The 18,946-nt window shown below is 71.9% G+C and carries 23 protein-coding genes; 14 read left to right on the top strand and 9 right to left on the bottom strand.

The window, feature by feature from the left end; all coding sequences use genetic code 11:
* The first annotated feature begins 28 nt into the window (after positions 1-28).
* Positions 29-856, top strand: a complete 828-nt coding sequence (locus AB0O01_RS34135) for a sigma-70 family RNA polymerase sigma factor (RefSeq protein ID WP_365319650.1) — start codon at positions 29-31, stop codon at positions 854-856.
* Positions 857-1,021: 165 nt separating this feature from the next.
* Positions 1,022-1,714 carry an alpha/beta hydrolase gene (locus tag AB0O01_RS34130; RefSeq protein ID WP_365319649.1) on the top strand — a complete coding sequence of 231 codons (693 nt, stop codon included), beginning with the start codon at positions 1,022-1,024 and terminating at the stop codon, positions 1,712-1,714.
* A gap of 103 nt (positions 1,715-1,817) precedes the next feature.
* On the opposite strand, the gene AB0O01_RS34125 is transcribed toward AB0O01_RS34130, so the two are convergent.
* The 4 genes from AB0O01_RS34125 to paaI form a co-directional block, all read right to left on the bottom strand.
* Positions 1,818-3,167 (bottom strand): amidohydrolase, encoded by a 1,350-nt coding sequence (locus tag AB0O01_RS34125; RefSeq protein ID WP_365319648.1) that lies wholly within the window; start codon positions 3,165-3,167, stop codon positions 1,818-1,820.
* A gap of 104 nt (positions 3,168-3,271) precedes the next feature.
* Positions 3,272-3,721 (bottom strand): hypothetical protein, encoded by a 450-nt coding sequence (locus AB0O01_RS34120; RefSeq protein ID WP_365319647.1) that lies wholly within the window; start codon positions 3,719-3,721, stop codon positions 3,272-3,274.
* A gap of 167 nt (positions 3,722-3,888) precedes the next feature.
* Positions 3,889-5,151: a phenylacetate--CoA ligase PaaK gene (gene paaK, locus AB0O01_RS34115; RefSeq protein ID WP_365319764.1), complete on the bottom strand. Its 1,263-nt coding sequence runs from the start codon at positions 5,149-5,151 to the stop codon at positions 3,889-3,891.
* Between the two features lie 122 nt (positions 5,152-5,273).
* Complete coding sequence (paaI, locus tag AB0O01_RS34110) at positions 5,274-5,666, bottom strand: hydroxyphenylacetyl-CoA thioesterase PaaI (RefSeq protein WP_365319645.1); 393 nt, start codon at positions 5,664-5,666, stop codon at positions 5,274-5,276.
* Positions 5,667-5,967: 301 nt separating this feature from the next.
* Here paaI and AB0O01_RS34105 point away from each other — a divergent pair, with 301 nt between their 5' ends.
* The 3 genes from AB0O01_RS34105 to AB0O01_RS34095 are packed head-to-tail and all read left to right on the top strand — an operon-like array spanning position 5,968 to position 8,845.
* On the top strand, positions 5,968-7,224 hold the full coding sequence (locus AB0O01_RS34105; RefSeq protein WP_365319762.1) for a thiolase family protein: 1,257 nt from the start codon (positions 5,968-5,970) through the stop codon (positions 7,222-7,224).
* Positions 7,221-7,997 carry an enoyl-CoA hydratase/isomerase family protein gene (locus tag AB0O01_RS34100; protein WP_365319643.1) on the top strand — a complete coding sequence of 259 codons (777 nt, stop codon included), beginning with the start codon at positions 7,221-7,223 and terminating at the stop codon, positions 7,995-7,997. Before AB0O01_RS34105 ends, AB0O01_RS34100 begins: the two co-directional genes overlap by 4 nt.
* Complete coding sequence (locus AB0O01_RS34095) at positions 7,994-8,845, top strand: 3-hydroxyacyl-CoA dehydrogenase family protein (protein WP_365319641.1); 852 nt, start codon at positions 7,994-7,996, stop codon at positions 8,843-8,845. The genes AB0O01_RS34100 and AB0O01_RS34095 overlap by 4 nt, the downstream gene beginning before the upstream one ends.
* A 61-nt stretch (positions 8,846-8,906) precedes the next feature.
* Here the strand turns inward: AB0O01_RS34095 and AB0O01_RS34090 are convergent, their stop codons facing one another.
* Positions 8,907-9,389 (bottom strand): ATP-binding protein, encoded by a 483-nt coding sequence (locus AB0O01_RS34090; protein WP_365319639.1) that lies wholly within the window; start codon positions 9,387-9,389, stop codon positions 8,907-8,909.
* Positions 9,390-9,565: 176 nt separating this feature from the next.
* On the opposite strand from AB0O01_RS34090, the gene AB0O01_RS34085 reads away from it, so the two are divergent.
* Together AB0O01_RS34085 and AB0O01_RS34080 are read left to right on the top strand one after the other, a co-directional pair.
* Positions 9,566-10,468 carry a helix-turn-helix transcriptional regulator gene (locus AB0O01_RS34085; RefSeq protein ID WP_365319637.1) on the top strand — a complete coding sequence of 301 codons (903 nt, stop codon included), beginning with the start codon at positions 9,566-9,568 and terminating at the stop codon, positions 10,466-10,468.
* Positions 10,465-10,689 carry a DUF397 domain-containing protein gene (locus AB0O01_RS34080; protein WP_365319635.1) on the top strand — a complete coding sequence of 75 codons (225 nt, stop codon included), beginning with the start codon at positions 10,465-10,467 and terminating at the stop codon, positions 10,687-10,689. The genes AB0O01_RS34085 and AB0O01_RS34080 overlap by 4 nt, the downstream gene beginning before the upstream one ends.
* 81 nt (positions 10,690-10,770) lie before the next feature.
* Here AB0O01_RS34080 and AB0O01_RS34075 read toward each other — a convergent pair whose 3' ends face one another.
* Entirely contained in the window at positions 10,771-11,181 is a 411-nt protein-coding gene (locus AB0O01_RS34075; protein ID WP_365319634.1) for a hypothetical protein, read from the bottom strand.
* Positions 11,182-11,288: 107 nt separating this feature from the next.
* Here AB0O01_RS34075 and AB0O01_RS34070 point away from each other — a divergent pair, with 107 nt between their 5' ends.
* Positions 11,289-11,759 carry a hypothetical protein gene (locus tag AB0O01_RS34070; RefSeq protein ID WP_365319633.1) on the top strand — a complete coding sequence of 157 codons (471 nt, stop codon included), beginning with the start codon at positions 11,289-11,291 and terminating at the stop codon, positions 11,757-11,759.
* Positions 11,760-11,823: 64 nt separating this feature from the next.
* On the opposite strand, the gene AB0O01_RS34065 is transcribed toward AB0O01_RS34070, so the two are convergent.
* Complete coding sequence (locus AB0O01_RS34065; protein ID WP_365319631.1) at positions 11,824-12,408, bottom strand: HD domain-containing protein; 585 nt, start codon at positions 12,406-12,408, stop codon at positions 11,824-11,826.
* A gap of 332 nt (positions 12,409-12,740) precedes the next feature.
* On the opposite strand from AB0O01_RS34065, the gene AB0O01_RS34060 reads away from it, so the two are divergent.
* The 6 genes from AB0O01_RS34060 (at position 12,741) to paaE (ending at position 17,116) form a co-directional block, all read left to right on the top strand.
* Positions 12,741-13,058, top strand: a complete 318-nt coding sequence (locus AB0O01_RS34060) for a DUF6087 family protein (RefSeq protein WP_365319629.1) — start codon at positions 12,741-12,743, stop codon at positions 13,056-13,058.
* Between the two features lie 237 nt (positions 13,059-13,295).
* Complete coding sequence (paaA, locus tag AB0O01_RS34055; protein WP_365319627.1) at positions 13,296-14,255, top strand: 1,2-phenylacetyl-CoA epoxidase subunit PaaA; 960 nt, start codon at positions 13,296-13,298, stop codon at positions 14,253-14,255.
* Positions 14,252-14,563: a 1,2-phenylacetyl-CoA epoxidase subunit PaaB gene (gene paaB, locus AB0O01_RS34050; RefSeq protein WP_365319625.1), complete on the top strand. Its 312-nt coding sequence runs from the start codon at positions 14,252-14,254 to the stop codon at positions 14,561-14,563. Before paaA ends, paaB begins: the two co-directional genes overlap by 4 nt.
* A gap of 47 nt (positions 14,564-14,610) precedes the next feature.
* On the top strand, positions 14,611-15,471 hold the full coding sequence (paaC, locus tag AB0O01_RS34045; RefSeq protein ID WP_365319623.1) for a 1,2-phenylacetyl-CoA epoxidase subunit PaaC: 861 nt from the start codon (positions 14,611-14,613) through the stop codon (positions 15,469-15,471).
* A complete protein-coding gene (gene paaD, locus AB0O01_RS34040; RefSeq protein ID WP_365319621.1) occupies positions 15,465-15,983 on the top strand; it encodes a 1,2-phenylacetyl-CoA epoxidase subunit PaaD in 519 nt (172 codons plus the stop codon). The genes paaC and paaD overlap by 7 nt, the downstream gene beginning before the upstream one ends.
* Entirely contained in the window at positions 15,983-17,116 is a 1,134-nt protein-coding gene (gene paaE / locus AB0O01_RS34035) for a 1,2-phenylacetyl-CoA epoxidase subunit PaaE (RefSeq protein ID WP_365319619.1), read from the top strand. Before paaD ends, paaE begins: the two co-directional genes overlap by 1 nt.
* Before the next feature lie 7 nt (positions 17,117-17,123).
* On the opposite strand, the gene AB0O01_RS34030 is transcribed toward paaE, so the two are convergent.
* On the bottom strand, positions 17,124-17,810 hold the full coding sequence (locus AB0O01_RS34030; RefSeq protein WP_365319618.1) for a TetR/AcrR family transcriptional regulator: 687 nt from the start codon (positions 17,808-17,810) through the stop codon (positions 17,124-17,126).
* A 58-nt stretch (positions 17,811-17,868) separates the two neighbouring features.
* On the bottom strand, positions 17,869-18,648 hold the full coding sequence (locus AB0O01_RS34025; protein WP_365319616.1) for a GntR family transcriptional regulator: 780 nt from the start codon (positions 18,646-18,648) through the stop codon (positions 17,869-17,871).
* Between the last annotated feature and the right edge of the window lie 298 nt (positions 18,649-18,946).

Below are 18,946 nucleotides of genomic sequence, written 5' to 3'. Positions count from 1 at the left end.
GGACAGCCAGGTGCTGGAAGGAACAGAGATGACGACGACGATGCGTGATACGCCCGAGTCCGACGGGACGGCCGCGGTTGCCGACTCCGCCGAATCCGCCGGGGCGACCGGGGCCATCGGGGTCGCCGGGGCGACCGGGGTTCCCGGGGTCGCCGGGGCCGCCCCGCTCGATGACGCGGCCCTCACCCGGACCGCCCAGGCCGGTGAGGTCGCCGCGCTCGGGCTGCTGCTGGAGCGGCACCGGGCGGGGATGCGGGCGGTCGCGCTGAGCATCCTGGGCCCCGGCGCCGATGTCGACGACGTGATGCAGGACGCGGCCCTCACCGCGCTGCGCCGGATAGGCGACGTCCGTGAACCGGCGGCCGTCGGCGCCTGGCTGCGGATGATCGTGCGCAACGCCGCCCGGTCCGTGCTGCGCGAGTCGGTGGTGCTGCGCCCGCTGCCGGCGGACGACGCGCAGTTGCCGTCCACCGACATCGGCCCCGAGCAGTGGCTGGAACGCAGCGCCCTGCGGGACTGGGTGTGGGAGGCGCTGGAGGAACTCTCGCCGGTGCTGCGGATGCCGCTGGTCCTGCGGCACTTCACCACCACGGTCACCTCCTACGAACAGATCGCCCACGCCTGCGGGGTGCCCATCGGGACCGTGCGCAGCAGGCTCAACCAGGGCCGCGCCAAGCTCGCCGACGCGCTCGTCGCGACCGCCGACGCCCCGCACGGGGACGCCGCCCAGCGCGTGCTGGCCAGCCGCGACGAGGCCCGGCGGCTGCTGGCGGCGGCCCGGGAACGCCCGGGGCGGCGCGAGCTGGCCGGGCGCCGGGAGCGCCGGGAGCGGCATGAGCTGGCTCGGGCGTCCTGATGTCGGCCTGAATTCACCTGGCGTTCACTAGGTGCTGTTAACCGTCGTTATGCGCCTACCTCTTCGCTTGTCCGCTTAGGTCATTTGGGCGAAGCCGCGGCGGTCGGCGAGATCTAGTGTGTACTGCGGCTGGCAGGACTCACCGACGACAGGGGGAGCCGGCACATGAGCACCGTGAAGAACATCGTCCTCGTGCACGGAGGGTTCGTGGACGGGTCGGGATGGTGGGGGGTGCACGAGCGGCTGGTGAACGACGGGTACCACGTGAGCATCGTGCAGAACCCCACCCAGTCGCTGACCGACGATGTCGCCGCGACATTACGGGTGATCGCCCAGCAGGACGGTCCGGTGGTCCTCGTCGGGCACTCCTACGGCGGGGTCGTCGTCACCGAGGCCGGACGCCATCCGAAGGTCGCCGCCCTCGTCTACATCGCCGCGTTCGCCCCCAAGGAGGGCGAGTCCGTCAACGCCCTGATCGCCGACCCGCCGCCCGGCGCGCCCGCCGCGCCGCTCCTGCCGCCGCAGAACGGGTTCCTCTTTCTCGACCGGGAGCGGTTCCGGGAGTCCTTCGCCGACGATCTGCCCCCGGCACAGGCCCGGTTCATGGCAGACTCCCAGGTGCCGTGGGGGCTGGAGGCGCTCAACGGGCGGGTGGGGGAACCGGCGTGGCTGCGGAAGCCGACCTGGTACCTCGTCGCCGCGGACGACCGGATGATCCCGCCGCTCGCCCAGCGGGCGATGGCCGAGCGGGCGGGGGCCACGGTGGCGGAGGCGCCGGGGAGCCATGCGATCTATGTCTCCCAGCCGGATGCCGTGGTGGATCTGGTGAAGCAGGCGGCGGCTTCTGCGGGGGCTTGAGGGGTACGTTGCGTTGTCGGGTGCGGGTGGGTGGGGGCCGATCGCGCAGTTCCTCCCCCGGAGGGGGTACCCCCAGCGCCCCTGAAAACCGCTGCCCCGCCCCCTAGATGATTCTTGCCGTTGCCTCCGAGGCCGCCCTCTGGGCCTCCTCGCGGTCCACCTTCGTCGGTTCGCCGTCCGCCACCACCCGCTCGCCCGCCACCCATACGTCCGTGACCGCGCCCGAGCCCGCCGCCCACATGAGGTTGGCGAACAGGTGGGAGTCCGGGACGTCCAGGCCCGCCGTGAAGTGCGGCCCGTCCACCGAGACATGGACGAGGTCCGCCCAGGCACCCTCGCGCAGGGTGCCGATGTCGGTGCGGCCCAGGGCCGCCGCGCCCGCCGACGTGGCCAGCAGGAACGCCTCCTCGGCGCGCAGGGCCATCGGGTCGGCCGCCGCCAGCCGGGCGAACATCATCGCCAGCCGCGCCTCCTCCCACAGATCCAGGTCGTCGTTGCTCGCCGGGCCGTCCGTGCCCAGCCCCACCGGCACCCCGGCCGCCCGCAGCGCGCTCAGCCTGGCCGTGCCCGAGGCCAGCTTGGCGTTGGAGCCGGGGCAGTGCGCCACCCCCGTACCGGCCGCCGCCAGCGTCGCGATGTCGTCGTCGGACAGGTGCACCGCGTGCGCCGCCAGCAGCCGCCCGTCCAGCAGTCCCGTCTGCTTGAGGAGTTGCGGGACCGAGCCGTACCGCTCCCGGGTGGCGGTGTCCTCGGCGAGGGTCTCGGCGACATGGATGTGCACCAGCGCCCCGCGCCGCGCGGCCTCCTCCGCGGTGACCCGCAGGGCGTCGGGCGGCAGGGTGTAGGTGGAGTGCGGGCCGTAGCACAGCTCGATCCGGTCGCCGGGGCCGAAGCGCAGCCCGTCGGCGTCGATCCAGCGGCTCACCGCGTCGATGTCCCCGCGCCAGTCGCCGCCGGGCCGGTCGAAGTAGGCCGGCGCCAGCAGTACCCGGCTGCCCGCCCGCAGCGCCGCACCGGCCACCTGCTCGGCGTGCGCGTACATCTCGGCGCTGGTGGTGACCCCGTAGCGGAGCATCTCGACACAGCCCAGCAGCATGCCGGTGCCCGCGTCGGCCGGGGTCATCCGGGCCTCGGCGGGCCAGATCGCCTCCTGGAGCCAGCGCAGCAGCGGCAGATCGCCGCCGAGTCCGCGCAGCAGGGTCATCGGGGAGTGGGCGTGGGCGTTGACCAGGCCGGGGACGAGGATGCCGGTCAGCCGGGTGCGGGGGGTGTCCCGGGGGAGGCCGGGGGCAGTTGCGGCGGGGCCGCAGTAGGTGATGCGGCCGTCCGCGCCGACATCGACCGCCGCGTCCCGCAGGACGGAGCGGGACGGGCCGGACACGTCGGACACGTCGGACGGGTCGGCGGGCAGGACGACGGGGGCCAGATAGCGGTGGGGTGCGGTGGTGGGCATGTGCGGTGTCGTTCCAGGGGGTGAGGGAGTGGGGGAGCGAGGGGTGAGGGGGTGAGTGGGTGGCGTGGGCGAGGTGCTACGGGGTCAGTCAACCGTGTCCGTCGCTACAGGCCCCACTGGGAGAGGTCGATCCGGCCATCCGCGCTCCTGGTGAGCAGATCCTTGCGGCCGGACTCCCAGGCCACCGCGATCTTCTCCCCGTCGCTGATCTCCACCGTGCCCCGGGTGCGGGTGGTGTTCTTCCGGTCGGTGCACTGGAGCAGCAGCGACCCCTCCTTCAACAGCCCCTCGCACGCCTGCCGTTGCCCGCCGTCGGGGCCCTGGGACGCCAGCCGTACGGTCCCGCCCTCCACGACCATGGCCACCTGGTCGACATCCGACTCACCGAGCCAGCCGCCGTCCAGCGCGAGGGCGGGCGCTCCGGTGGCCGGGGTGCCCGACGCGGTGGGGGAGGGTGCGGGGGCCGGGGCCGCGTCGGTGGAGCCGTCGCCGCCGCATCCGGTGAGGACGAGGGCGCCCGTGGCGGCCAGGGTGATGAGGAGGGGCGTGCGCATGAGGTCGGATCTCCGGCTGGGGGACGCTGGACGCCCACAAGACGGGACGGACGCCGCCGAGTTCGACCCCGGCGGCGTGACCTCCCTCACAGAAGCGGCGGGTGTCCGATGCGCCGGACCCGCCGTCGGCTCGCCGCCCGCCGCCCTCGACCCTCAGCCCTCGTCTCTCAGTCCTTGTCGCGCAGGTCCTTGACCCGTTGCAGCTTGCCCAGTGACCGTTCCAGTGTCTCCGGGTCGACGATCTCCACGTCCACGCTCACCCCGACCGCGTCCTTCACCCCGCGGGCGATGTCCCGGGCGGCGGCCTCCCGCTGGGCGGGGTCGCTGGTGGGGCGGGACTCGACCCGGACGGTCATATGGTCCATCCGCCCCTTGCGGCTCAGCCGGATCTGGAAGTGCGGCGCCACGGCGGGCGCGCGCAGCACGATCTCCTCGATCTGGCTGGGGAACACATTCACCCCGCGCAGAATGATCATGTCGTCGCAGCGGCCGGTGATCTTCTCGATCCGGCGGAAGCCCGGCCGGGCGGTGCCCGGCAGCAGCCGGGTCAGATCCCGGGTGCGGTAACGGACGATGGGCAGCGCCTCCTTGGTGAGCGAGGTGAACACCAGCTCACCGCTCTCCCCGTCGGCCATCACCTCGTCGGTGAAGGGGTCCACCACCTCCGGGTAGAAGTGGTCCTCCCACACATGCAGCCCGTCCTTGGTGTCCACGCACTCCTGCGCCACCCCCGGGCCGATCACCTCCGACAGCCCGTAGATGTCCACCGCGTGGATGTCGAGCCGCTCCTCCATCTCCCGGCGCATCTCCTCGGTCCACGGCTCGGCGCCGAAGATGCCGACCTTGAGGGAGGAGGTGCGCGGATCGATGCCCTGGCGCTCGAACTCGTCGAGCAGGGTGAGCATGTAGGACGGGGTGACCATGATGATCTCGGGCCGGAAGTCCTGGATGATCTGCACCTGGCGCGCGGTCATGCCGCCGGATGCCGGGATGACCGTACAGCCCGCCCGTTCGGCCCCGTAGTGGGCGCCGAGGCCGCCGGTGAACAGGCCGTAGCCGTACGACACATGGACCTTGTGACCCGGACGGCCCCCGGCCGCGCGGATCGAGCGGGCCACGACGTCCGCCCACATCGACACATCGCCCTCGGTGTAGCCGACGACGGTCGGGCGGCCGGTGGTGCCGCTGGAGGCGTGCACCCGGCGTATGCGGTCCATGGGGACGGCGAACATGCCGAAGGGGTAGGTGTCGCGCAGATCGGCCTTGGTGGTGAAGGGGAAGCGGGCCAGGTCCGCCAGGGTGCGGCAGTCGTCGGGGGTGACTCCGGCCGCGTCGAACTTCTTCCGGTACAGCTCGACGTTGTCATAGGCGTGCCGCAGGGTGGCGCGCAGCCGGGTGAGCTGGAGGGCCCGGATCTCGTCGCGGGACATCCGCTCGGTGTCGTCCAGCAATTCCGGGGGGACGGGGTCGCCCAGGCGCCCGCGCCGGATTCCCGGTGCCCGCGCTCCGGGTGCGGTCACTTCGTTGCTCCTGGCGCTGTTCCTCGCGCTGTTCATCGCGGCTCCTCCTGCTGCTGTGTTCCGCGCAGAGTCCGGCTGCGGCCCCGGAACTCCGCGATCACCTCGTCCCCCCGCACCACGGTCACGTCGTAGATACCGCTCCGTCCGAAGCGGGTGCGTTCGCGGGCGGTGGCCACCAGGATGTCGCCCTCGAAGGCGGGGGCGACGAAGTCGATGTCGGCGCCGGCGGCGACCGTCACGGGGCCGTCGCTGTTGCAGGCGCAGGCGAACGCGGTGTCGGCGAGCAGGAAGACATGGCCGCCGTGCGCGATCCGGTGCCCGTTCACCTGCGCGGCGGTCACCGTCATCCGGGCCGTGGCCGTGCCGTCCCCGTGCTCCAGCAGCTCGATGCCCAGGAGGCGGGACGCCCGGTCGGCGGCGAACATCGTCTCGACGGGGCCCTGCGGGGGCCGCGCGGGCCGCCGGGCCGTACCGGATGCGGGTGCCCCGGGGACCTCGGATGTCGCGGGTGTCGCGGACTCAGCGGGTAGCGCGGACCCGGCGGGTGTCGCGGACCCAGCGGCTGTCGCGGGTGTCTGGGACGTCATCTCCACCACCTTGTGGAACGAACGACTGTCTTGTGAACCGACCGAACATTCGGTTAGCGTGCGGCGTGGTCAAGTAATCCAGCAAGCCGCCTGACTGTCAAGGCGCGCGTCGCAGCGGAGGAGCCTGCCGATGTCCGCGATGTCCGAGGTCTATCTGATCGACGGGGCCCGCACCCCGCAGGGCCGCTACGGCGGTGCCCTGGCCGCCGTGCGCCCCGACGATCTCGCCGCCCTGGTGGTCGGGGAGGCGGTCCGCCGGGCCGGGGTGCCCGGGAAGGCCGTGGACGAGGTGATCCTCGGCGCCGCCAACCAGGCCGGGGAGGACAACCGGGACGTGGCGCGGATGGCCGTCCTGCTCGCCGGGCTGCCGCACACCGTGCCCGGCTACACCGTGAACCGGCTGTGCGCCTCCGGTCTCACGGCGGTGGCCTCGGCCGCCCAGACGATCCGCGCGGGTGAGGCGGACGTGGTGGTCGCCGGGGGAGTGGAGTCGATGACCCGGGCGCCCTGGGTGATGGAGAAGCCCGGCACGCCCTGGGCCAAGCCGGGCCGGACCTACGACACGGCCCTCGGCTGGCGTTTCACCAACCCGCGCTTCACCGCCGCGGACCGCGAGGTCCCGTCCGACGCCGGACGGGAGACCCTCGCCGGACGGGAGACCCTCGCCGGTCCGGAGACCCTCAAGTACACCCTCTCCATGGGCGAGACCGCCGAGGAGGTGGCTGCCCTCGACGGCATCACCCGCGCCGAGTCCGACGCCTTCGCCCTGCGCAGCCACCAGCGGGCGGTGGCCGCGCGGGAGGCGGGCCGCTTCGACCGGGAGATCGTGCCGGTGCCGGTCGGGGACGGCGAGGTGACCCGGGACGAGGGCCCGCGCCCCGGCACGACCCTGGAGAAGCTGGGCACCCTGCGGACGGTGTTCCGCGAGAACGGCATCGTGACCGCCGGGTCCGCCTCCCCCCTCTCCGACGGGGCCGCGGCGCTGCTGGTGGCGAGCGCGGCGGCGGTGGAGCGGTACGGGCTCACGCCGCGCGCCCGGGTCGTGGCCTCGGCGTCCGCCGGGGTCCAGCCCCACATCATGGGCCTCGGCCCCGTCCCCGCCACCGAGAAGGCCCTCGCCCGGGCGGGCTGGGGGACCGGGGACCTGGACGCCGTCGAACTGAACGAGGCGTTCGCCGCGCAGGCCCTCGCCGTGATCCGCCGCCTCAAGCTGGACGAGGCGAAGGTCAACGCTGACGGCGGGGCCATCGCGCTGGGCCACCCCCTCGGCTGCTCCGGCGCCCGCATCCTGCTGACCCTGCTGGGCCGCCTGGAGCGGGAGAACGGCAGCCGCGGCCTCGCCACCCTCTGCGTCGGCGTCGGCCAGGGCATGGCACTGCTGGTGGAGCGGGTATGAGCGGCGAGCACGGGGAGGGTGCTCGCTACGAGACCCTGCGGGTGGAGGAACGGGACGACCGGGTGATCGTCACCCTCCACCGCCCCGAGGCCCGCAACGCCATCAGCGGCCGGATGATCACCGAACTCCACACCGTGTGCGAGCTGCTGGAGCGAGACCCCCGGATGCTGCTCCTGACCGGGCACGGTGGAGTCTTCGCGGGCGGCGCCGACATCGCCGAGCTGCGCGAGCGCGGCCGGGACCAGGCCCTCCAGGGCATCAACAGCCGCCTCTTCGACCGGGTACGGCGGCTGCCGATGCCGACGCTCGCCGCGGTCGACGGCTGGGCGCTGGGCGGCGGCGCGGAGCTGGCGTACGCCTGCGATCTGCGGATCGCCGGGCCGGACGCGGTGTTCGGCAACCCGGAGCCGGGGCTCGGCATCATCGCGGCGGCGGGCGCGTGCTGGCGGCTGCCGGAGCTGGTCGGTGAGTCGGTCGCCAAGCAGATCCTGCTCGCCGGGCGGAACCTGGACGCGGCGCGGGCGCTGGCCGTGGGCCTGGTGATGGACGTCGTACCGGCGGCGGAGCTGCTGGAGCGGGCGCACGCGGTGCTGGACCGGATGGCCCGGTCCTCGGCCCTCGCCCTGCGGCTGACCAAGCTGGTCGTGGACGCGCCGGGGGCCCACCCGGTGGCCGACGACCTGGCCCAGGCCGTGCTGTTCGAGGGACAGGACAAGCGGGACCGGATGACCCGCTTCCTGGAGAAGCAGGGCGAGCGGAGGAGTGGGGTATGAGTACGACACCCAGGACGGTCGGGGTCGTCGGGGGCGGCCGGATGGGCGCGGGCATCGCCCAGTCCTTCGCCACCGCCGGATCGACGGTGACGGTGGTCGAGAACGGTACGGAGGCCGCGGCGGCGGCGCTGGAGCGGATCGGCGCGAGTCTGCGGCGGGCGGAGGGGCGGGGGCACCTGTCCGAGTCCGCGGACGCGGTGCTGGCCCGGGTGCGCGCGGTCGACGGCCCCGAGGCGCTCGACCCGGACACCGAACTCGTCGTGGAGGCGGTGTTCGAGGACGCCGGGCTGAAGGCGGGGCTGCTGACGCGGGTGGAGGCGGTGGTGGGGGACGCGACCGTGCTCGCCACCAACACCAGCTCGCTGTCGGTGACGGACCTCGCGGCGGTACTGCGCCGACCCGAGCGGTTCCTCGGGATGCACTTCTTCAACCCCGTACCGGCGTCGGCGCTGATCGAGATCGTGGTGGCGCCGGAGAGCGCGGAAGGGGTCGTACGGTCGGCACTGGACTGGACCCGGGCGCTCGGCAAGCAGGAGGTCGTGGTCAAGGACTCCCCCGGCTTCGCCAGCAGCCGGCTGGGGCTGGCGCTGGGCCTGGAGGCGATCCGGATGGTCGAGGAGGGGGTGGCCTCACCGGAGGCGATCGACGACGCGATGCGGCTGGGCTACCGCCACCCGATGGGGCCGCTGCGGCTGACCGACCTGGTGGGGCTGGATGTGCGGCTGGCGATCGCGGAGTACTTGCAGGGGACACTGGGTGAGCGGTTCGCTCCGCCGGGGTTGTTGCGGGAGATGGTGGGGCGGGGGGAGCTGGGGCAGAAGTCGGGGCGGGGCTTTTACTCCTGGTGAAGGGATCGGCCGACTGAGTCGGCGTGGGCCAGGTCCCGTTCCGGGGCTTCCGGAACGGGGGCTATCGGCCCGCCCGGAAGAGGGCGCACCACGTCCTCGTACCGTCGGGGCTGACGCCCCAGGCGTCGGTGTGGGCGGCCACGATCGCCATCCCCCGGCCATTCTCGTCCTCCGGCCCTGCCGCCGTGATGGTGGCGGGGTGGCCGGGGGAGCCGTCGAGGACCTCGATCACCACGAGGTGCGGGGAGATGAGGAGTTGGACGGCGACGGTGTTGCTGTGGGTGTGCTGTAGCGCGTTGGTGGTGAGTTCGCTGACGACGAGTTTCACGTCGTCGATGAGCGGCTGCGGCAGGCCCCGGTGGTGGAGCCGTGCGGCGCAGACGCGGCGGACATGACCGACCCAGCGTCCTTCGGACGGACCGAGGTCCGGGGTGGTGCGGTGGAGGAGGAGGGTGAGGTCGTCGTGGATGTGGTGGGGGGTGAGGGGGTGTTGGGTCGCGTTGGGTGCTTCGGGGGCGACGGCGATGGTGGTGCTTTGGCTCATGGTGGCCTCGGCTCTTTGGTGGGGGCTGCTGCCGCAGGGGTGAGCTGGGCAGGGCGGGGTTCGTCACCATGGGTTTGTAGGCGGTGACTTACTGTCAGCAGATAGCTTGCGCCTTTTTAGCTCTTGAGTGCAAGGCGTTCACTCTGAATGCGAAAATTGCGCGAACGCTTGTGCGCGTGGCCAATCGCGAGGCAGGCGTGGCAGACTGCGGCGCCATGACGCAGAAGAGAGCGACGCCGTCAATCAAGAGGCGCCGGGTGGGTGGTCAACTGCGCCGCTGGCGAGAGTCGGTAGAGATGCCATCCGGCGATGTCGCTCGGGCCATGGGCTGGAGCCAGGCTCGGTTCTCCCGTATCGAGCGCGGCTACTACCGGATCACCCGCGATGAAGTGCACGACATCTGCGCGAAGATCGGTGTTGACGATCCGGCGGGGGTGGAAGAGGTTGCCCGTGCTGCGGCGGAACCAACGGGCACGGGCTGGTGGGCGTCGTACTCCGGCAGCATCGGTCAGAACTACTTGGACTTCATCGAGCTGGAGTCCCAAGCCGAGACGATCCGAATCCATCACCCGGTTGTCATTCCCGGGCCGTTTCAGAGCGTCGGCTATGCACGCGAAATCCTCACCCGAGCGGCCATCCGGGACCCGGGGAAGGGTGAGGTGCTGGTGTCCATCCGCGTGGCACGGCAGGAGATCCTTGCTCGTGAGAAGCCGGTTCAGTTGCATGCGCTGGTTCCGGAACTCGCTCTGCACGCCAGCTTCGCAGCGGGTCCCGGCATCATGCCCGATCAACTTCGCAAGCTCATTGATGTAGCGGACATGCCCAACGTGAGGTTGCAGATTGTGCCGCTCAGTGCTCACCCGGCTTATGTGTCCAAGGGGCCGATGACCCTGCTCACGTTTCGCCATCCCTGGTCGCCCGTTGCCAGTGTGGACAACCCGATGGGCGGAAGTCATACGGAGGACGCGGACAAGTTCCAGGTTCTGGAGGCCGAGTTCGACGCGATCTGCTCCATCGCGCTACCCGTGGACCAGTCCCGGGAGCTTCTCGCCGAGTACTTGGAAGGAAGGCATAAGTGATCACGGACAAGGGGTTCTCCCTCATGGCTTCCGAGGCCGACGGTGTTGTCTGGAGGAAGTCGTCCTACAGCGGCAGCAGCGAAGGGCAGTGCGTGGAGGTCGCCGAAACCCCGGCCCACATCCACATCCGGGACTCAAAGACCCCCGAAGCCACCCCTCTGACCTTCACCCTCACCCACTTCGCCACCTTCCTCAAGCACGCCTCACGGACCGGCGCCTGAGTCCCCGTCCCACCCAACGCGCACACGGGCCCGCTTCCCGCGAGGGACAGCGGGCCTCCCTGCGGCAAGGGACTTACCGCTTCACTCGTAGTACGCGGTGTAGTAGGCGAACCGCTCCTCCGGGGTGAACCCCTCGAAGTCCCCCGCGTCCTCGCAGTACACCAGGCGCTTCAGCGCCGCCTCGCTCTCCGGTGACGACTGCCCGGCAAGATACGCCTTGGTCCGCTCCAGCCCCGCACCGCACAGAAGCTGGATGTCGATGGAGCAGCCGGCGTCCCAACTGGCCATCTTCGCGCTCCAGATCAGCAGCACGTCATCGAGGCGCGCGGCCTGGAACAACTGGACGCAGCACAGCTTCATCAGGATCGTGTCGCCGTCGCCCTGACTCCGGCGTTCGAGGCCGATGTGTTCCCTCAGGAGCGTGCGGACCTCGTCAAGGCCGCGCTCATCAGGACGCAGCCCGTGACGCAGCAGCCACTCATCTTCATCCACCGTTCCGCCCCCCCGCTCCTCTGGTCACTCAACCCCCGCCAGCCCGAACCTAGAGGTGATCAACCTCCGCTGACAAGCATCACCTCAGGCATGGTTATGTGACCCCCATGTTCAGCCTCACCGTGTCCCGGCCCCTCAGCGTTGCCGACGTGGTCGCCCTGTTCGCGGCACTGGCCCCGCCCGGCCTGCCGCTGCTGGTGCAGCCTCCCGGAGGCGAGGTCCCGGACGACGTACGGGGCGTGTGGGTGACTCTGGAGCCCACCCGGGATCCGGCGTGGCCCCTGAGCCTCGCGGTCCATGTGCACGAGTTCGATCTCGGGCCACACCCGGACCTGCGCCTCGCAGAGCACATCGCGGCGCGGTTCCGCGCGGACGTCCTGTGCGGAGCCGAACCCGCCCTTACGGGTGTCGACCCCGATGATCCGTACTACGCGCTGGCACTGGTCGGCGGCCGATGGCACCTGGCCAGTACGGCCTTCACGAGGCTGCACGCATCGGGGGAGGAACCGGACGACGAGCCTGTCATGCTGATCCGACCTGTCGCGGTCGACGCACGTCGACGGGACGGGCATCACTGACACGGTGGACCAGATCAGAAAGCGGACCCGCGCCCGTTGTCCCCAGGCTCACAGAGCCACACACTCACCGCAGATAGGTCTTCTGCCATTCGATGGACGTCATGCTGAGCGCGGCCTCTGCCAGGGACTGGGCCGCGGCTGTCTTCAGCTTGGCGACGCTGCTGTCGATCCACGGCTGGACATTCGCGCAGCCCTGTTCCCGGTACTCGACGGCCTGGAGGAGGCATTCGAGTTTGTCGGCGTCGTGGGCGCAGACCACTTCGAGTGAGTCGCCGTACTCGTACTCACGGACGATCTCCTGCGCCCCGGCGCGCACGGCGGGGTGCGCGGCGGAGACCTGGTCGGCGGTGACATCCTCGTTGGGGGTGGCGGTGAGGTAGCGGCGGCCGATGTGGGGGATGTCGCCGACGCGCGTCTCCTGGGTGTCGTGCCAGAGCCCGAGGAGCGCCGTCCTGGCGGGGTCCGCGCCTTCCATCATGGCGAGGACGGAGCCGATGAGGGCGACTCTGAAGCTGTGCTCGGCGATGGTCTCGGGGTCCTTCACCCCGGCGATCCACCATCCGGTGCGCTTGGCACGCTTGAGCATCCCCATCTCCAGCAGGAAGCCGGTCGTGCCCTTGGCGTGCTCCGGCTGCTCTGTGTCCGCCATGTGTGGTGATCCCTTCCGGGGCGTCAGGTGCGGTGCACGCGCGAAACGTCGTGCACCGGGGTGAGTTCCCGCCGTGATCGCGAGGAAATCCGCTTGGGCCGAGCAGCGGGGTGGTGTGGATGCACAGGGTGGCTGTCGACGCGGTTCCGCGAGCGGCGGGTACGTGTGTGCGGTGAGCGGGGATCAGGGCGTTCGGAGGGCCACGGCGCTGGATGGCCCGGAACCAGGCCCGTCACACGGTCTCCGGGTGCCGCAGAGCCGGATACGACCAGCGGCAGCGGCCGGGCCGCTACGCTCCCGCACAGGACCCCCCACAGAACGATCGGGAAGCCATGGACGACGAACCCCTGTCGGAGTGGGCGCGGCGCCGGGACGCGCGGGTCGGGCGGCTGCGCGCCACCCCCCTCGTCCCCGGCGACGGCCCCCAGGGCGCGCATCTCCACCCCGGCGCCCCCCGCCTCATCCAGCGATGGAACGGCCACTCCTGGGAACCCCACGCCTTCGCCGCCGATCTCGCCGAGGCGCGGAAGCTCCTCCATCCGCCGGAGGCGCGGCCACCGGCCCCCGCGCAGCCGCAGCCGCAGGCCCCGCCCCCGCCGATGCGGGACGGCCGGGGCAGGCATCGCAAGCCGCGCCCTGACGGCGCGTAGCCGTCCACGGCTGTCCCGCCCCGGTGACTCTCGGTGGCGGGAGGTGCGGTGCGGGTGACCCTCCGGGCGGGGTGTGTCCCGGGCCGGAGGCCGTGGCCCCGCCCCACCCCTTGCGTACCCCCACGGGAAGCCCGTTATAGTAGACCGAACGAATGGTCGGTTGGGAAGCTGGGGCCGGGGCTCGCGGAAGTTCACGGAAGCCCGCGGAGACCCAGGAAGCTCAGGAAGGCGGAGGGGATGACCACGACGGACCCGGAGGGCCTCGCGTCCTACTTCGAGGCCACCATCGCGCGCGACCAGCGCATCGAGCCCCGCGACTGGATGCCCGACGGCTACCGGAAGACGCTCGTGCGCCAGATCGCCCAGCACGCGCACTCGGAGATCATCGGCATGCAGCCCGAGGGCGAGTGGATCACGCGGGCCCCCTCGCTGCGCCGCAAGGCGATCCTCTTCGCCAAGGTCCAGGACGAGGCCGGGCACGGGCTGTATCTGTACTCCGCCGCCGAGACCCTCGGCGCCGACCGCGCCGACCTCACCCAGCGGCTCATCGAGGGGCGTCAGAAGTACTCGTCCATTTTCAATTACCCGACCCCCACCTTCGCCGATGTCGGGGTCATCGGGTGGTTCGTGGACGGGGCCGCCATCTGCAACCAGGTGCCGCTGTGCCGCAGCTCCTACGGGCCCTACGCGCGGGCCATGGTCCGGGTGTGCAAGGAGGAGTCCTTTCACCAGCGGCAGGGGTACGAGCTGCTGATGACCATGATGCGGGGGACCGAAGCCCAGCGGGCCATGGTGCAGGACGCGGTGGACCGCTGGTGGTGGCCGTCGCTGATGATGTTCGGCCCGCCCGACGACGACTCGCCCAACTCCGCGCAGTCCATGGCCTGGAAGATCAAGCGGCACAGCAATGACGAACTCAGGCAGAAGTTCGTGGACATGACCGTGCCGCAGGCCGAGAAGCTCGGCGTCACCCTGCCCGATCCCGCGCTGCGCTGGAACGACGAGCGCGGTCACCATGACTTCGGCACCCCGGACTACAGCGAGCTGAAGCGGGTCATCAGCGGTGACGGGCCCTGCAATGAGGAACGGATGCGGCGCCGGGCCCAGGCCCACGAGGACGGCGCCTGGGTCCGCGAGGCCGCCACCGCCCACGCCGCCAAGCAGGCGGCCCGAGCCCGCACGGAGGCCGTGGCATGAGCAGGGAGAGCAGGGAGGAGACGGTGCGGGACGGGTGGCCGTTGTACGAGGTCTTCGTGCGCGGGAAGCGCGGGCTCAACCATGTGCATGTGGGTTCCCTGCACGCCGCCGATGACGAGATGGCCCTCACCCACGCCCGCGACCTCTACACCCGCCGCAACGAGGGCGTCAGCATCTGGGTCGTGCGCTCCGAGCACATCGCCGCCACCACCCGCGACGAGAAGGACCCGTTCTTCTCGCCCAGCGCCGACAAGGTCTACCGCCATCCGACGTTCTACGACATCCCCGAGGACGTCCCGCACATCTAGGAGGGCCGGATGACCGACCGGACCACACGACGAGAGGGCCCCCGGCGATGAGCGGCGACGACGACCACGTCTATCTCAGTCTCGCCGAGGGGCATGACGACAGCGATGCCCGCTGGGCCTTCGGGACCGGCTTCGAGGATCCGCTGCACGGGGTGGAGACCGCTGTGCCCGAGGGGGTCGACGGTGCCGTGCTCGCCGCGAGCTGTATCGCGCTCGGTGATGACGCCCTGGTGCTGGCCCAGCGGCTCGCCGAGTGGGTCACCCGGGCACCCGAGCTGGAGGAGGAGGTCGCCCTCGCCAACATCGGCCTCGATCTGCTCGGCCAGACCCGGCTGCTCTACTCCCGCGCCGGCCAGGTCGACGGCACCGGACGCGGGGAGGACGCCTATGCCTACTTCCGCGGTCCGGACGAGTTCCGCAATGTGCGGCTGGTGGAGGTGCCCAACGGGGACTTCGCCTTCTCCATCGGGCGGCTGCTCGTCTTCGCCAGTTGGCGGCTCGCTCAGTTCGGTGAACTGGCCGGGTCCGCCGATCCGGTGCTCGCCGCCATCGCCGCCAAGGGGGTCAAGGAGCTGACCTACCACCGGCAGTACGCCGCCGAGTGGGCCGTCCGGCTCGGTGACGGCACCGACGAGTCCCGCGCCCGGATGACCGCGGCCCTCGTCGCCCTCACCCCCTGCCTCGCCGAGCTGTTCCGGGCCCATGACGCCCGGGACGCCGTCCTCGGTGATCTGGGTCAGGTGCTCACCGCGGCGGGGCTGGAGCTGCCCGAGCCCGACCCCGACTCCAACCCCGAGCCCAACCCCCTGCCCGGTGACGGGCGGCTCGGTGGGCACACCGAGTACCTCGCCCCGCTGCTCGGCGAGTTGCAGGGGCTCGCCCGCGCCCACCCGGAGGCGACATGGTGACCGAGCTGACCGCCGCCCGCCGCGCCCGGCATGTCGCCGAGCGGGTGCCGGACCCCGAACTGCCCATGCTCACCCTCGCCGACCTGGGCGTCCTGCGGGACGTCGGGGTCGGTGAGGACGGCACGGTGGTCGCCTCCCTCACCCCCACCTACTCGGGCTGCCCGGCGATGGCCGAGATGCGCGCCGATGTCGCCGCCCGACTGCACGCGGCCGGGTTCGAGCGGGTCGAGATCCGTACCGTGCTCGATCCGCCCTGGAGCAGTGACTGGATCACCGAGACCGGGCGCCGCAAGCTCACCGAGCACGGCATCGCCCCGCCCGGCCCCGCCCCCCGCCATCCGGCGGGCCCCGTCCCGCTGGTGCTCTCCCCGACCCGGCGGCACAGCGTCCCCTGCCCGCGCTGCGGCTCCGCCGACACCGAGGAGACCTCCCGCTTCGCCGCCACCTCCTGCAAGGCCCTGTGGCGCTGCCGGGCCTGTCACGAGCCGTTCGAGTACGTCAAGGAGATCTGATGGCCGAGCTGACGGCACCCGCCCCCCGTGCCCCGGGCCCGACCGGCACCGCCGCTCCACCGCGGCGCGCCCGCCCGGTCTTCCACACCCTGCGGATCGCCTCCGTCGAGCGGCTCTGCGAGGACGCGGTGGCCGTCACCTTCGCCGTGCCCGGGGAGCTGAGCGGCCAGTACGCCTTCCTCGCCGGGCAGTCGCTCACCCTGCGGCGCCGGGTCGGCGGACGCGACGAGCGGCGGTCGTACTCGATCTGCTCGCCGGTCGGGGCCGCGCCCCGGATCGGGGTGCGCGAGGTGCCCGGCGGGCTCTTCTCGTCCTGGCTGGTGCGCGAGGCCCGGCCCGGCGACGCGGTCGAGGTGATGGTGCCGGCCGGGCTGTTCACCCCGGACCCCGGCGTCCCCGGGCACCATGTGCTGATCGCCGCCGGGTCCGGCATCACCCCGATGCTCTCCATCGCCGCGTCGGTCCTCGCCGCCGACGACCGCTCCCGCGTCACCCTCCTCTACGGCAACCGCCGCACCGACACCGTGATGTTCGCCGACGAACTGGCCGACCTGAAGGACGCGTACCGTACGCGCTTCCAGCTCGCCCATGTGCTCTCGCGCGAGCCGAGGGAGGCGGAGCTGCTGTCCGGGCGGCTGGACGGCGAACGGCTCGCCGCGCTCGTCGGGGCGCTCATCGACGTCCCCGGCGCCGACCACTGGTGGCTGTGCGGGCCGCTCGGCATGGTCAAGGACGCCCGGGAGGTGCTGGCCGGGCTGGGGGTGCCGCGCGAGCGGGTGCACCAGGAGCTGTTCTTCGCCGACGACGCCGAACCGCCCGCCCCGCCGCGCCGCGCCGAGCCCAGAGCCGACGGTCCGGTGAGCGAGGTGACCCTCACCCTCGACGGGCGCTCCACCACCGCCGCGCTGCCCCGGGACCGCACGCTGCTGGACTCCGCCGCCCGGGTCCGCTCCGATGTGCCGTTCGCCTGCAAGGGCGGGGTGTGCGGAACCTGCCGGGCCAGGATCACCGACGGCGAGGTGGACATGCGGCGCAACTACGCGCTGGAACCGGCCGAGGTGGACGCCGGGTACGTCCTCACCTGCCAGTCGTACCCGGTGTCGGAGGCGCTGACGGTCGACTTCGACAGTTGATCCGGGGTCACTGGGCTCGTTCGCCGGGCCTGCGGAAGCCCATCACCTGTTCCACGATGTCGTCGCTCAGGCTCGGGGTGGTCAGTGGTGGGTCGTCGGGGCGCCGGCGCAGGCCGTTCAGCAGGATCTCCAGATAGCGGCGCCAGATGTCGGGGCGCATGCCCTGGGTGAAGCGGGTGGTCCCGGCCAGCATGTGCACGATCACCGGGAAGTCGGACGGGGTCACCTCCGGCCGCAGATCCCCGCTCTCCTGCGCGCGCCGGATCAGATCCGCGAGATAGGGCCGCAGTCCGCCGCGTGCCCGCTCGATGGGCGCGGAGCTGTGGCTGCCCATCATGATGACCTCGTGCAGCCCGCGGTTCTCCGAGAGGTCGCCCGCCATCAGCACCAGGAAGTCGACCAGGCCCTGCCAGGGGTCGGGATGGGCGAGGGCCTTCTCGGCGCTCTCCTGGCGGAGCCGGAGATCGTGCTCGAACAGGGCCCGTACCAGGGCTTCCTTGGTGGGGAAGCGGCGGTAGACGGTCCCGACCCCGACCCCCGCGTGCCGGGCCACGTCGTCCAGGGTGACCTTCAGTCCGCGCTCGCCGAAGATCTCCCGGGCGGCCTGGAGGATCTTCTCCCGGTTGAGCGCGGCGTCCCGGCGCAGGGGACGACCGCCGTCACTGGATCCGGCGTCTCGGGACATCTCCGTCATGCCCTCATGCTAACGCGCAGGTCCCAAGCCCTCGCCCGGCCCCGGAACACACCGTCGTTCACCTGGTGTCGAAGGTGACCGCGAAAGTGAAGCGGTCGCCCCGGTAGTGGATCGACGCCACATCCACCACCCGGTCCGCCAGGTCCCGGGTGATGCCCACGCAGTACAGGACCGGGGCGGTCAGCGCGATGTCCAGGCGGGCGGCGGTCTCGGGGGAGGGCAGCCGGGCCGCCGCGCTGTCCTCGATCAGCCCGATCCGGATCCCGAGCCGGTCCCGCAGGACGGCGGTCATCGGCATCCGCGCCAGATCGGCGAGGTCGATCCGGGCGGCGACGGACGGCAGCACGAAGTTCTCCGCGAAGCTGGTCACCTCCCCGCCCTCCCGGCGCAGCCGCCGCAGCCGTACGACCTCGGGGGTGTCCGGGAAGAGGGCGGCGAACTCGGGCGGCGGCGGGCCCGGCTCCGGCGCCAGCACCTCCACATCGTCGCCCGCCTGCTGCGAGACCACCGCGTCCACCGAGCCGAGCAGCTTCAGCGGGGGCCGCCGCACCGGCTCCTCGGCGTAGGTGCCCCGGCGGCGGTGACGGGTGATCAGGCCCTCGGACTCCAGCTCCTTCAGCGCCTGCCGCATCGTCATCACACTGATCCCGTAGTGCTCGGCGAGCTTCTCCTCGGCGGGCAGCCGCCGGGGGTCGCCGGGGCGGCGGGCGGCGATACAGGCCCGCAGATGCTGGGACGCCTGGTACCAGAGCGGGAGTTTCTGGTGGAGAGTGACCGGGGGGAGACGCAGCCAGGGTTCGGCCGCACCGTCGTCCGTCGGGGCAGCGACTTCGTCCATAAGGGCAATTCTAGGGAGGCCCCGGAGCGGGCCTGCCGGATGTCTTGACACCGGTCGTGACCCTGCCTTTACTTACCGGACCATCAGACGACCAATCGTTCGGTCGGTAGATCGTCCCCCACCCCCCGGCCCACCCGGCCGGGACCGTCCCCCCCGATCTTCCCCGTCGCCGGAGGGCAGGCCGGGCACCACCGTGCACGGCTCCCTCCACGCGACCGCGCGCCCGGCCCGTACGCGCACCACCGTGCCCGTCCGGCCGCGTCCCCGGCGTGCCCGCTCCCCGCCGTGCTCCGCGCCG

This window comes from Streptomyces sp. NPDC093252 (assembly GCF_040683675.1).
In the GTDB taxonomy this organism is placed as follows: domain Bacteria; phylum Actinomycetota; class Actinomycetes; order Streptomycetales; family Streptomycetaceae; genus Streptomyces.
The sequence above is the reverse complement of the archived record's forward strand: the minus strand, read 5'-3'. Positions and strand labels throughout refer to the sequence as shown.

What these genes read in the sequence shown, in the direction of transcription:
- paaD (WP_365319621.1), top strand. Translation starts at nt 15,465, where the DNA reads ATGGTGACCGAGCTGACCGCCGCCCGCCGCGCCCGGCATGTCGCCGAG.
- AB0O01_RS34065 (WP_365319631.1), bottom strand. Translation starts at nt 12,408, where the DNA reads ATGGCGGACACAGAGCAGCCGGAGCACGCCAAGGGCACGACCGGCTTC.
- AB0O01_RS34120 (WP_365319647.1), bottom strand. Translation starts at nt 3,721, where the DNA reads ATGCGCACGCCCCTCCTCATCACCCTGGCCGCCACGGGCGCCCTCGTC.
- paaA (WP_365319627.1), top strand. Translation starts at nt 13,296, where the DNA reads ATGACCACGACGGACCCGGAGGGCCTCGCGTCCTACTTCGAGGCCACC.
- AB0O01_RS34095 (WP_365319641.1), top strand. Translation starts at nt 7,994, where the DNA reads ATGAGTACGACACCCAGGACGGTCGGGGTCGTCGGGGGCGGCCGGATG.
- AB0O01_RS34135 (WP_365319650.1), top strand. Translation starts at nt 29, where the DNA reads ATGACGACGACGATGCGTGATACGCCCGAGTCCGACGGGACGGCCGCG.
- AB0O01_RS34105 (WP_365319762.1), top strand. Translation starts at nt 5,968, where the DNA reads ATGTCCGAGGTCTATCTGATCGACGGGGCCCGCACCCCGCAGGGCCGC.
- paaB (WP_365319625.1), top strand. Translation starts at nt 14,252, where the DNA reads ATGAGCAGGGAGAGCAGGGAGGAGACGGTGCGGGACGGGTGGCCGTTG.
- paaE (WP_365319619.1), top strand. Translation starts at nt 15,983, where the DNA reads ATGGCCGAGCTGACGGCACCCGCCCCCCGTGCCCCGGGCCCGACCGGC.
- AB0O01_RS34025 (WP_365319616.1), bottom strand. Translation starts at nt 18,648, where the DNA reads ATGGACGAAGTCGCTGCCCCGACGGACGACGGTGCGGCCGAACCCTGG.
- AB0O01_RS34030 (WP_365319618.1), bottom strand. Translation starts at nt 17,810, where the DNA reads ATGACGGAGATGTCCCGAGACGCCGGATCCAGTGACGGCGGTCGTCCC.
- paaC (WP_365319623.1), top strand. Translation starts at nt 14,611, where the DNA reads ATGAGCGGCGACGACGACCACGTCTATCTCAGTCTCGCCGAGGGGCAT.
- AB0O01_RS34070 (WP_365319633.1), top strand. Translation starts at nt 11,289, where the DNA reads ATGTTCAGCCTCACCGTGTCCCGGCCCCTCAGCGTTGCCGACGTGGTC.
- AB0O01_RS34125 (WP_365319648.1), bottom strand. Translation starts at nt 3,167, where the DNA reads ATGCCCACCACCGCACCCCACCGCTATCTGGCCCCCGTCGTCCTGCCC.
- paaI (WP_365319645.1), bottom strand. Translation starts at nt 5,666, where the DNA reads ATGTTCGCCGCCGACCGGGCGTCCCGCCTCCTGGGCATCGAGCTGCTG.
- AB0O01_RS34060 (WP_365319629.1), top strand. Translation starts at nt 12,741, where the DNA reads ATGGACGACGAACCCCTGTCGGAGTGGGCGCGGCGCCGGGACGCGCGG.
- paaK (WP_365319764.1), bottom strand. Translation starts at nt 5,151, where the DNA reads ATGTCCCGCGACGAGATCCGGGCCCTCCAGCTCACCCGGCTGCGCGCC.
- AB0O01_RS34130 (WP_365319649.1), top strand. Translation starts at nt 1,022, where the DNA reads ATGAGCACCGTGAAGAACATCGTCCTCGTGCACGGAGGGTTCGTGGAC.
- AB0O01_RS34100 (WP_365319643.1), top strand. Translation starts at nt 7,221, where the DNA reads ATGAGCGGCGAGCACGGGGAGGGTGCTCGCTACGAGACCCTGCGGGTG.
- AB0O01_RS34090 (WP_365319639.1), bottom strand. Translation starts at nt 9,389, where the DNA reads ATGAGCCAAAGCACCACCATCGCCGTCGCCCCCGAAGCACCCAACGCG.